At 65.0% G+C, this 11056-nt stretch carries 8 protein-coding genes; 1 reads left to right on the top strand and 7 read right to left on the bottom strand.

Going from position 1 to position 11056, the window contains the following annotated elements; translation table 11 throughout:
- Positions 1-315: 315 nt before the first annotated feature.
- From PFZ56_RS19270 to PFZ56_RS19240, 7 genes are all read right to left on the bottom strand, one after another.
- The gene (locus tag PFZ56_RS19270; protein WP_102879679.1) at positions 316-1719 is read right to left on the bottom strand and encodes an amino acid permease; all 1404 of its coding nucleotides are present in this window, start codon (positions 1717-1719) and stop codon (positions 316-318) included.
- Positions 1720-1927: 208 nt separating this feature from the next.
- Positions 1928-4183 (bottom strand): ATP-binding protein, encoded by a 2256-nt coding sequence (locus PFZ56_RS19265; protein WP_170004286.1) that lies wholly within the window; start codon positions 4181-4183, stop codon positions 1928-1930.
- A complete protein-coding gene (locus PFZ56_RS19260; RefSeq protein WP_170004284.1) occupies positions 4180-4971 on the bottom strand; it encodes an ABC transporter substrate-binding protein in 792 nt (263 codons plus the stop codon). The genes PFZ56_RS19265 and PFZ56_RS19260 overlap by 4 nt, the downstream gene beginning before the upstream one ends.
- Position 4972: 1 nt before the next feature.
- Entirely contained in the window at positions 4973-5689 is a 717-nt protein-coding gene (locus PFZ56_RS19255; RefSeq protein WP_047304616.1) for a response regulator, read from the bottom strand.
- Between the two features lie 82 nt (positions 5690-5771).
- Positions 5772-6410, bottom strand: a complete 639-nt coding sequence (gene betI / locus PFZ56_RS19250; protein WP_170004280.1) for a transcriptional regulator BetI — start codon at positions 6408-6410, stop codon at positions 5772-5774.
- Between the two features lie 482 nt (positions 6411-6892).
- Positions 6893-7687 carry a class II aldolase/adducin family protein gene (locus PFZ56_RS19245; protein WP_170004278.1) on the bottom strand — a complete coding sequence of 265 codons (795 nt, stop codon included), beginning with the start codon at positions 7685-7687 and terminating at the stop codon, positions 6893-6895.
- Positions 7688-7786: 99 nt separating this feature from the next.
- Positions 7787-8860 carry an ABC transporter substrate-binding protein gene (locus PFZ56_RS19240; protein WP_170004276.1) on the bottom strand — a complete coding sequence of 358 codons (1074 nt, stop codon included), beginning with the start codon at positions 8858-8860 and terminating at the stop codon, positions 7787-7789.
- 215 nt (positions 8861-9075) lie between these two features.
- On the opposite strand from PFZ56_RS19240, the gene PFZ56_RS19235 reads away from it, so the two are divergent.
- On the top strand, positions 9076-11028 hold the full coding sequence (locus PFZ56_RS19235) for an FAD-dependent oxidoreductase (RefSeq protein WP_170004274.1): 1953 nt from the start codon (positions 9076-9078) through the stop codon (positions 11026-11028).
- The last annotated feature ends 28 nt before the right edge of the window (positions 11029-11056 follow it).

Below are 11056 nucleotides of genomic sequence, written 5' to 3'. Positions count from 1 at the left end.
CCGGTTGGCGGCGGGCCCCCGGAGCAATGCCGAAGCGAGGGCACCCCGAGCCCTAGCGAGGGGCCCATGGAGGGGCAAGCGTTTTTGGTTCCTTTTTAGGCGTTTGTAAAAAGGGACTCGCCGTAAGGGCGAAACCCTAAGTGGCCGTTACCGCAGCAACGGATATGCCCCCACTCCCCGCCATAAAAGCAAAACCACCAGCGGCCATAACCGCAGCAACGGATATGTACCCCGCCCCTCAAGCCGCAAAGACCAGCGAAGGCGCCCACCCAGACGCTGCCCGCCCCCCGGGCCCCTTCGCCGACAAGCCGGCTCCTAAACCGCCGCTACAGGTTGCAATTGACGCTTGCGCTGCATCAGGTAATAGGCGCCATAGCACAGAGCAATAAAACCCGAACCCCAATACAACGACGGCCGCTGTGTTTCATCCATAGCCAGAAACACAAACAACGAGCTGCACAGCACGATGCACAGCAATGGCACCAGGGGAAACCACGGCGCGCGGTACTTGAGCTGCTCCAGTTGCCCCCCTTCGCGCAGGAACTGGCGACGAAAGCGGTACTGCGCCAGGGCGATGACGATCCAGGTCACGGTGCCGGCCATGCCGCTCACGGCCATCAGCACCATGAACAGGGTGTCGGCAGCGATAAAGCTGGTCATCAACGAGATCAGGGCAAAGCACAGAGTGATGAACAAGGCACGCAGGGGCACGCCCTGTTTGCTCAGGGGCGACAGGGCCTTGGGCGCCATGCCGGATTTGGACATGGCCCAGAGGATGCGCGTGGAGGCATACAACCCGGAGTTGCCCACCGAAAGAATCGCCGTGAGGATCACGAAGTTCATCAGGTCGGCGGCGTAGGGAATACCCACCATGTCGAACACCTGGACGAAGGGGCTTTCCACCAGCCCGGCTTGCTGCCAGGGAATGATCGCCGCCAGCACCATCACCGCCAGGACGTAGAAGATCAGCACGCGGAACACCACGTTGCGCACGGCACGCGGAATGCTTTTTTCCGGCTGGTCGGTTTCGCCAGCGGCCACGCCCATGATCTCGCAGCCCTGGAAGGCGTAGACCACGGTCATCATCACCGCGAACACCGCCGGCAGGCCGTTGGGGAACAGGGAGTCGCCCTTGAGGTTGTCGAACATCGGCGCCGGGGCGCCGCTGGGCAGGTCGATGACGCCGAAGATCACCAGCGCGCCGACCACGATAAAGCTCAGGATCGCGAGCACCTTGATCCCGGCAAACCAGTATTCGGCCTCGCCAAAGGCGCGGGTGGCCAGCGCGTTGATGCCGAACAGCAAGGCCACGAACAGCGCCGACCAGTACCAGATCGGCACGTCGGGGAACCAGCGCTGCATCAGCATGCCGGCGGCGGTGAACTCCAGGCCCACGGTGGTGGCCCAGCTCATCCAGTAGACCCAGCCGATCATGAAGCCGGTGGCCGGGCCGATGTACTTGGTGGCGTGGGCCTGGAACGAGCCGGACACCGGCATCTGCACCGACAGCTCGCCGAGGCAGACCATCACCAGGTACATCAGGAACCCGGCCACCAAATAAGAGAGGATCGCCCCCCAGGGGCCGCCCTGGTTGATGGTGACCCCGGAGCCCATGAACAGCCCGGTGCCGATCACGCCGCCCAGGGACAGCATGAAAATGTGCCGGCTCTTCAAGGAGCGGGTCAGGTGGATGCCTTTACGTTCAGTGGTGGTTGTCATGGCGCACCTCAGCAGTCGGTAAGGCGCGGGGCGCGGAGCGAAGGGGTGTGGCGGAAGGCGGAAGCAGCTTGCAGGCAGTTCATTATTATTATCTCCAATAAGCTTCGAAGACCGCGGCGGGCGCGGCTCAAGCGATTATTGGAAAGCCATGTAAGTTCGGATTGAACGCCAGGATCGAAGATGTAAAAAGTCGTAAGGATTTTGTACGTCAGGCCGCCAACAGCTGGTGCAGCAAGGCCCGGGACTGTTGCCATGACGGATGCAGGCGCGCCGCCAGGGCCGTCAGCGCCGGGCGATCCGTCTGCTGCGCCGCCTCCTCCACTTCCCGCAGCACCCGGGCCAGGGCGCAGAAGCCCAGGGAATCGGCGCTGCCCGCCAGGCGATGGGCCAGGTGCTGGACTTCGGTGCAGTCTTCGGCGGCCAGGGCATCGGTCAGCAGGGGCAGTTGCTGATCCAGGGCATCGGCCAGGACTTGAAGCAGGCTGTGCAATTTCTGCTCGCCCAACAGGCTGCGATGGGTGTCCAGCAAGCCCTGGTCGAGCAAGCCCTCCTCAGTGTCGGCCTGCGGCATCTGCACCTGCCCAGCCAACACCTGCCGCAGGCTCTCCAACTGCAACGGCTTGCCAAGAATGCCCTGCATCCCGGCCTGCAGATAACCGCGCACCACGGACGGCTGGACGCTGGCGGTCAGGGCGACAATGCGCACCTGCCGGTTGGGCCCGGGACGCTGGCGGATCTCGCGGCACAGCTCGACTCCGCTGATGCCCGGCAAGTGCACATCCAGCAGCAACAGGTCGAAGGCTTGCTGCTGACACAGGGCCAGGGCGCTTTCACCGTCTTGCGCCAGCCACACCTGATGGCCGTCACGCTCAAGCAGTCCGCTGGCCACTTCGCGATTCAGGGCCACGTCTTCCACCACCAGGATTTTCAACCCCTGCGTCGACAACTCAAGCGCGGGCACCGACAAGGGCTCCTGGCCGATGCCCAACGCCAGCTCGAACCAGAAACAACTGCCCTGCCCCAGCTCGCTGTCCACACCGATGCGTCCGTCCAGTTGCTGCAGCAGGTGCCTGCAGATGGCCAATCCCAGGCCGGTGCCGCCATAGCGCCGGGTCACCTCGTCACTGGCCTGGACGAAACGCTCGAAGATCTTCTCGCGCATCGACGCGGCAATGCCGATGCCGTTGTCGCGCACGCAGCAGCGCAGGCGCTGGCCCTCGGCGGTGCTGTCGAGCACCTGCACCTCGACCCGCACCCAGCCGTCTTCGGTAAAACGAATGGCGTTGGCCAGCAGGTTGCTCAGCACCTGGCGCAGGTACTGCTCGGCGCCCTGCTGACGCGGCGCCAGTTGTTCGTCAATGTGCAATTCCAGGCGGGTGCGGTTGGCCTCGGCCCGGGGCTGCAACAAGGTGGTGACTTCTTCCAGCAACTGACGCAGGGAGAAGTCCCGCACTTCCGGGCGGCTTTCGCCCTCTTCCAACCGAGCAAAGGACAGCACTTCGTTGAGGATGCTCAGCAGGCCCTCCCCGGCCTGATGCAAGGCCTGCAAGCGTTGGCGGTCCTGCTGATCCAGGGGCGCCTGACGCAACAGTTCGGCCATGCCGAGGATGCCGTTCAACGGGGTGCGCAGTTCGTGGCTCATGGTCGCCAGAAAGCGCGACTTGGCGAGGTTGGCGGCTTCGGCCTCGTCCTTGGCGTGCATCAGGCTGGCGGTGCGGCGCTGGACCATTTTCTGCAATTCGTCGCGCTTGTCCTGCAAGGCCAGGCGGTCGGCTTCGCGGCGCTGCACGTCGTCGAGCACTGCCCGGCGCATGTCGTCCAGGGCCCGGGCTACGGTGTCGATCTCGTCGCCGCCGGGGCGCTGGCGCTTGTCCAGGTGCAGGGGCTCGTGCAGCTCGCCGGCCGCCACACGCCGGGCGAAATCGGCCATCACTTGCAGGTGCCGGGTCACCAGACGGTAGAACAGCCCGGACAAGGCCACCGCCAACCCGCAGAGAAACACGCTCATCCACAACAGGCTGGCCAGCCCGGTGGCGTACAGGCGCCGATACACCGCCCCCAGATCGGTGCTGACCTGCAACTCGCCCAACTGGCGCAAGGGCCCGGACGGCGGTTGATAGCTCAAGGGAAAACGCTCCACCCGCAACGGCCCGATCAGCTCGGCGCTGCCCTGCTGCAAGTCGAAATCGTTGCTGATCAAGTGCACCCGGGCCACGTCGGAAAAGTCCACCAGCCCCTGCAACTGCACGGTCAGCTGCTCCTGGTTGAGGTCCCACAGGTTGCGTTCCAGGCTGCCCAGGTAACCGGCGCGAATCAGCTCCATGCGGCTGTCGATGTCGCGCATTTCCCGGCGGTATTCGAAGTACAGCTGCACGCTGCTGGCGAGCACGGTGAAGCACAGGCTGAACAGCAGGATAAACAGCAGCAGGCGGCGCAACAGGCCGGCGGAACGCAGGGGGATCATGGCGCCGTCCCCCGTTGCGCCTTGAGCATGGCGCGGTAGTCGTCCTGGCTTTGCGCCAGCCAGCGCTGCACCGCGCCGCTGTCCACCTGCTGCTGCAAGCGGGCGTCGATCTCGGCCATGCGCGGCGCCAGGGGCGAATGGCGCGACACCGCCAGGCGCAGGTAGTCGACGCTCACCGCCTGGGGCAAGGCGATGATGTCTTGGGCCCCCGGCAGTTGCTCGATAAACAGCTGCCCGGTGCGGCGTTCATGGGGGATGAAATCGATGCGCTGGCGAATCAGCTTGCCGAAGTTCTGCTGACTGCTGGAGACCCATTCGATGTTGCCGTGCTGCACCACTTCGCGGTCGAAATCCTGGCCGTAGCTCTCGCCGAACAGCAGGCCGCCGCGATAGGCCCGCAAGTCCTGCAAGTGCGCAAAGCGTGGCAGATGGCGACGGTTGACGAACAGCGCCACTTCTTCGCGCAGCACCGGCACCTGGGAAAACAGCAGGTCCTGCTGGCGCTGGCTGGTGCTGTAGGCCAGCACCACATCCACCCGGCCCGCGGCGGCGTCCAGCAGGCAGCGCTTCCAGTTGCCCAGCACCACCACCTGCACCTGATAACCCAGGTCCCCCAGCACATGACGCACCAGGGTCGGCGCCAGCCCGCGCACTTGCTGGCCGTCGCTCCAGGAGATCGGCGGGTACACCGGGTAGTCGCAATAACGCAGCACGGGCCGGGGTTCAGCGAACGTCGGGCCGGCCAGCAGGATCAGGCACAGGCACAGACCCAGTGCGCGGCGCAGCAATTCAGGCGGCCACGCTGGCGGTGAACAGGTAACCGGCACCGTGGATGGTGATGATCAGCTCCGGCTCGGCCGGGTCGTCGTGCAGCTTGCGCCGCAGGCGGCCCACCAGCACGTCGATGGAACGGTCGCTGGGCACCCATTCACGGTTGCGGATCTGGTCCATCAACTGGTCGCGGCTCAGAGTGTGACCGCTGTTGCGCAGGAACACGCTGAGCAGTTGGTACTCGCCATGGGTCAGCAGGGTTTCAGCGCCCCCGGCATCGATCAGCCGACGGCGGTCGGTGTCCAGGGCCCAGTCGGCGAACTGCTTGACCGGGCTCGGGCTCGACGCCTGGGGTTGCGGCTGGCGCGCATGACGCACCCGACGCACCAGATTCTTGGCTCGGGACACCAGCTCGCGCGGATTGAGGGGTTTGATCACGTAGTCGTCGGCGCCACATTCCAGGCCGACGATGCGGTCGATGTCGTCGTTGCGCCCGGTGATCAGGATGATCCCCACTTCCGAGCGCACCCGCAGTTCCCGGGTCAGGGTCAGGCCGTCCTTGCCCGGCAGGCGGATGTCCAGCATCAGCAGGTCCACCGTGTGCTGGCCGAGAAAGCTCTCCGCCTGCTCCGCGGTGGCAGCGCAGTGCACGTCGTAGCCTTCCTGGGAGAGATAAGCCTGAAGCAGTTCGCGAATCAGCGGATCGTCGTCGACGATCAAAACCCGAGGAGTCATCGCCTGTTTCCTGATTATTTTTATTAGAAAAGAAACCGTGTGCGCAGCAGCCTAGCCATTACTGAACAACCGATCAACAGCCCTATGTCGGCCTGATAAACCCGCGCCCCTGGCTGGCCAGCAAGCCCTCGACCCAGGCTTCGCAGATCTGCACGCCCTGCTGCGGGTTGAAGGTCCCGGGGTTGAGCCCGGACTCCAGCCACAGGCCGTCGAGCAAGGCGCTGAGGCTGATGGCCGCCAGATCGGCGTCGAACTGCGCCCAGCCCTGCTCCCCGGCCAAGCGGGTCAGCAGGCTGGCCAGCTCGTTGCGGTATTCGCCGTAGGAATGTTCATGGGCCAGGTTGATCGCCTCGGCGGTCTTTACCGCGCCCCAGAACGCCAGCCAGGCGTCCAGCAGCTTGGGGTCCAGCAGTTCGGCGCAGAACGAGGCGCGAAAGAACGCCGACAACCGTTGCCGAGGAGTGGGCGCGGCCTGCTCCATGGCTTCGCGCAGCAGGCTCATGACCCGCCCGGTGACCGCCCGATACGCCTGGGCCACCAACTCGTCCTTGCCGGCGTAGTGATGGCTGATCAGCCCCACCGAGACCCCGGCCTCGGCGGAGATCTTGCGGATCGACGCCCCCTGAAAACCGTGGCGCTTGAGACAGGTCAGGGTCGCCTCGATCAGCTCGGCCTTGCGCAGGTCGGGTTCCAGACGGGAAAAGCGCGCTTCCTGGCTCATGGGGCGGGTTCCTTGGACGGTGGCGGGAAATTGAAACTGAACGACTGTACAACAGGCCTTTCGTGGCGATCCAGCGTTTGTGTGACCGCCCAAGCCGCACCGCTTCCTGTGGCCGCTGCCGCAGGCTGCGAACGGTCTGGGCGGCATTCCGTCGTAGGGACGCAACGATCTTGAAGACGACACAGGTTCGGCTGGAGATCGCCAAGCAAGGCCCTGCGGGCCTTTTCGCAGCTTCGCCAGGGCTCAGCAGCGGCTACACATGACAAAGCCGGGAGCACCGTGACAAAGACAACAAACGGCGCGGTCCCTGTAGCCGCTGCCGAAGGCTGCGCACGGTCTGGGCGGCACTCCGTCGTAGGGACGCAACGATCTTGAAGACGACACAGGTTCGGCTGGAGATCGCCAAGCAAGGCCCTGCGGGCCTTTTCGCAGCTTCGCCAGGGCTCAGCAGCGGCTACAGGTAGATACAAACCCACGGGGGGTCAGGCGCGGTAGTCGGGGGCGATGCGCTCCAGCAGGCGCAGCAACGCTGCCCAGGCCAGTTGCATGGCGTCCGGGTCGTTGAGTTCGCCTTCCTGCAAAGGCCGGCCCGGGTCGTTGAATTGGCGTTCGGTGTGGGCACAGACCGCGTCCGGCGGTAGCACGATCTCCCCCGCCGCCTGGGCCGCCAGTTGGATCTCGCAGGCTTTCTCCAGGTAGTACATGCGCAAAAACGCCTGGCTCACGGTTTCACCCACGGTGAGCAAGCCATGGTTGCGCAGCATCAGCACGCTCTTGTCGCCCAGGTCAGCCACCAGCCGTTGCTGCTCGCTCAGGTCCAGGGCCACACCTTCGTAATCGTGGTAGGCCACGCGGCCATAAAACTCCATGGAAATCTGGTTCACCGGCAGCAAGCCGCATTTGAGCGCCGCCACCGCACAACCGGCCTTGGTGTGGGTGTGCAGCACGCACTGGGCATCTTCCCGGGCGCCATGAATCGCGCTGTGGATCACGAAGCCCGCCGGGTTCACCGGGTACGGCGACGGCTCCACAGCCTCGCCTTTGAGGTCGATCTTCACCAGATTGGAGGCGGTGATTTCATCGAACATCAAGCCGTAGGGGTTGATCAGGAAGTGATGCTCGGGCCCGGGCAGGCGCACCGAGATATGGGTGAAGATCAGGTCGGTCATGCGAAAGTGCGCGATCAACCGGTAACAGGCCGCCAGCTCTTCGCGCAGGCGCTGTTCGGTGGCGCTGCGCTCGGTCAGGGCGTGGGGGCTGGGAGCGATATTGTTCATTGTTGGAGTCCTCCAGGCAGGTGGTCGGGCAAACAGGGTCGGTAAAAAGAGCCGGCAAACAATAGGACCGGACGCCCGCAGGCGTCCAGCCCGTTGCGCTTACTTGCTGGCCCAGGCGTTGAAGCGCTCTTCCAGCTCTTCGCCATGATCGACCCAGAACTCCACGTTCATCGCCAGGGCGTCCTTGAGGTTCTGTTCCGAGGTCGGCACCCACTGCGCCAACGCCGGGTCGAGCTTGGCCGCGGCCAGGGTGTTGGTCGGGCCATAGGGGATCTGCTTGACGTAGTCGACCTGGACCTCGGGGCGGTTGGCGAAGGCGATGAAACGCTTGGCCTGATCCACGTGTTTCGAGCCCTTGATGATCGCCCAGTAATCCATGCCGTACAGGCTGCCGGGCCAGACCACCGCCTGGGACGCGCCGGCCTGGGCCGCCACGGCGATACGCCCGCTGTAGCTGGAGGTCATCACCACATCACCGGCGGCCAGCCACTGGCCCGGCTGGGCTCCGGCTTCCCACCACTGGATGTAGGGCTTGAGCTCGGTCAGCTTGGCGAAGGCCCGTTCCACCCCTTGCGGCGTGGCCAGGACCTTGTACACGTCCTCGACCTTGACCCCGTCAGCCATCAGGGCGAATTCCAGGTTGTACACCGCGCGTTTGCGCAGGCCGCGCTTGCCGGGGAACTGCTTGACGTCCCAGAAATCCGCCCAGGATGTCGGGGCCTTGGCCAGCTTGTTGCGGTCATAAGCTATGGCCACGCTCCACACCAGCACCGCCGAGCCGCAGGGCTGGGCGGCGTCGGCAATCAGCTGGTCGGCGCGGCCCAGGGCCTTCCAGTCCAGGGATTCGTACATGCCTTCGTCGCAGCCGCGCATCAGGTCCGGGCCTTCGATCTGCACCAGGTCCCAGTCGACGTTGCCGGTGTCGACCATGACCTTGATCCGGGCCATTTCGCCGTTGTATTCGCTCTGGATCAGCTTGCTGCCATCGGCCTTGCTGAAGGGTTGGAACAACGCCACGTCCTGGGCTTTTTGTCCGGCTCCGCCGTACGCCACGACCACCATGTCGGGGGCTGCCTGGGCCTTGTTGTGAATCAGCGGCTGGCCCAGGGTCAGACCCAAGGCCAGGCTCAGGGCCAGGAAAGAACAACCGTGCTTGCGGGTGAGCGCTTTCATCTGTGAATCCTCGTCGCGGTGCCACACCGGCAGGCGCCGGCACAGCCCTTTTTTATTGTTGTGAGGTTCGCGCCAAAAGCGGGCGCAGGTCGAAGCTACTGCAAGCCTTAGTAAAAAAACAAGTTGATTTTTTACTGGCGGTAAATTTTGATAGGCCAACAATAACAACGCCAAGGCTGTGCTCCCCTGCCCTTGGCCCGCCTGGAGTCACCGCAATGACCAGCGCCTTCCCGCACCTGTTCGCACCCTTGCAGATCCGTGGCAAACGCCTGAAGAACCGCATCATGTCCAGCGGCCACGACACCTCGATGCCCACCGACAACCTGGTCAACGAACAGCTGATCGCCTACCACCGCGCCCGGGCCGAAGGCGGCGTGGGCCTGATCGTGCTGCAGGTGGCCGGGGTCCACGACAGTGCGCGCTACACCAGCCACGTGCTGATGGCCACCGACGACGCCTGCATCGACGGCTACCGGCGCCTGGCCGAAACCTGCCACGCCCACGGCACCGTGGTGCTGTCGCAGATCTTCCACCCGGGGCGGGAAATCATGGAGTCCGCCGACGGCCTGCTGGCAGTGGCCTACGCCCCTTCGGCAGTGCCCAACGAACGCTTCCGGGTCATGCCCCGGGCCCTGGACCAGGACATGATCGACGAGATCATCCAGGGCTACGCCGACGCCGCCCGGCGCCTGCATCAGGCCGGGCTGGACGGCGTGGAACTGGTGGCCAGCCACGGCTACCTGCCGGCGCAGTTCATCAACCCGCGGGTCAACCGCCGCACCGACGGCTACAACGGCGAGCTGGAACAGCGCCTGCGCTTTATTCGGGAAATCCTCGGCGCCATGCGCGCCAGCACCGATGCCGATTTCATCATCGGCCTGCGCATTTCCGCCGATGAACGCGACCCCGAAGGCCTCACCGAAGACGAATCCCTGGCCGCCGTGCAATTGCTGCAAGGGCAACTGGACTACGTGCACATCGTCGCCGGCACCTCCGCCTCCCTCGGCGGCGCCGTGCACATCGTGCCGCCGATGGCGGTGGAAGCGGCTTATCTCGCCCGGGAAGCCGGCACCTTCAAGGCCGGGCTGTCGATCCCGCTGTTCGTCACCGGGCGCATCAACCAGCCCCAGGAAGCCGAGGCGATCATCGCCAAGGGCCAGGCCGACGTGTGCGGCATGACCCGCGCGCTGATCTGCGACCCGCAAATGCCCAACAAGAGCGACAGCGGCCGAGCCGAGGACGTACGCGCCTGCATCGCCTGCAACCAGGCGTGCATCGGCCACTTCCACAAGGGCCTGCCGATCTCCTGCATCCAGCACCCGGAAACCGGCCGCGAACTGCTCTACGGCCAGCCCAAGCCCAGCGCCCGCGGCAAACGCATCCTGGTGGTGGGCGGCGGCCCGGCCGGCATGAAAGCCGCCGCCGTCGCCGCGCAACGCGGCCACCGCGTGACCCTCTACGAAGCCAGCGCGCAACTGGGCGGCCAGATCCAACTGGCACAACTGCTGCCCCGGCGCAGCGAATTCGGCGGCGCCAGCACCAACCTGCAACGGGAAATGCAACTGGCCGGTGTCGAAGTGGTGCGCAACACCCGAGTCGACCGCGCCCTGATCGAGCGCGAAAACCCCGACCACGTGATCATTGCCACCGGCGCCCAACCCTACTGGCCGAACTTCGAACGCGGCGGCGACCTGCAAGTGGTGGACGCCTGGCAAGTACTGCGGGACGAAGTGCAACTGGGCCGCAGCGTAGTGGTGGCCGACTGGCGCTGCGACTGGATCGGCCCCGGCATCGCCGAGCGCCTGGTGCGCGCCGGGCACCAAGTGCAACTGGCGGTCAACGGCACCCACTGCGGCGAAAGCCTGCCGCTGTACGTGCGCGACCAGATGGCCGGCGAACTGCACAAACTGGCGGTCCCGATCATCCCCTACGCCCGCCTCTACGGCTGCGACGACAGCACCGTGTACCTGCAACACACCGCCAGCGGCGAACCCATGCTGCTGGAAAATGTCGACAGCCTCGTCCTGTGCCAAGGCCACCAATCCGTGGACGACCTCGGCCAACAGCTCAAAGGCCTGGTGCCCTTCCAACGCATCGGCGACTGCCTGGCACCGCGCACCGTGGAAGAAGCCATCCATGAAGGCTTGAAAGTCGCCTGGGCGCTTTGAGGCTGCTTTATACTCCAGGGCTTTTGCA

It is taken from the genome of Pseudomonas danubii, from assembly GCF_042980055.1.
GTDB classification, from domain to species: domain Bacteria; phylum Pseudomonadota; class Gammaproteobacteria; order Pseudomonadales; family Pseudomonadaceae; genus Aquipseudomonas; species Aquipseudomonas danubii.
This window is presented reverse-complemented; position numbering and strand designations above follow the sequence as displayed.

What these genes read in the sequence shown, in the direction of transcription:
- PFZ56_RS19240 (WP_170004276.1), bottom strand. Translation starts at nt 8,860, where the DNA reads ATGAAAGCGCTCACCCGCAAGCACGGTTGTTCTTTCCTGGCCCTGAGC.
- PFZ56_RS19270 (WP_102879679.1), bottom strand. Translation starts at nt 1,719, where the DNA reads ATGACAACCACCACTGAACGTAAAGGCATCCACCTGACCCGCTCCTTG.
- betI (WP_170004280.1), bottom strand. Translation starts at nt 6,410, where the DNA reads ATGAGCCAGGAAGCGCGCTTTTCCCGTCTGGAACCCGACCTGCGCAAG.
- PFZ56_RS19265 (WP_170004286.1), bottom strand. Translation starts at nt 4,183, where the DNA reads ATGATCCCCCTGCGTTCCGCCGGCCTGTTGCGCCGCCTGCTGCTGTTT.
- PFZ56_RS19245 (WP_170004278.1), bottom strand. Translation starts at nt 7,687, where the DNA reads ATGAACAATATCGCTCCCAGCCCCCACGCCCTGACCGAGCGCAGCGCC.
- PFZ56_RS19255 (WP_047304616.1), bottom strand. Translation starts at nt 5,689, where the DNA reads ATGACTCCTCGGGTTTTGATCGTCGACGACGATCCGCTGATTCGCGAA.
- PFZ56_RS19235 (WP_170004274.1), top strand. Translation starts at nt 9,076, where the DNA reads ATGACCAGCGCCTTCCCGCACCTGTTCGCACCCTTGCAGATCCGTGGC.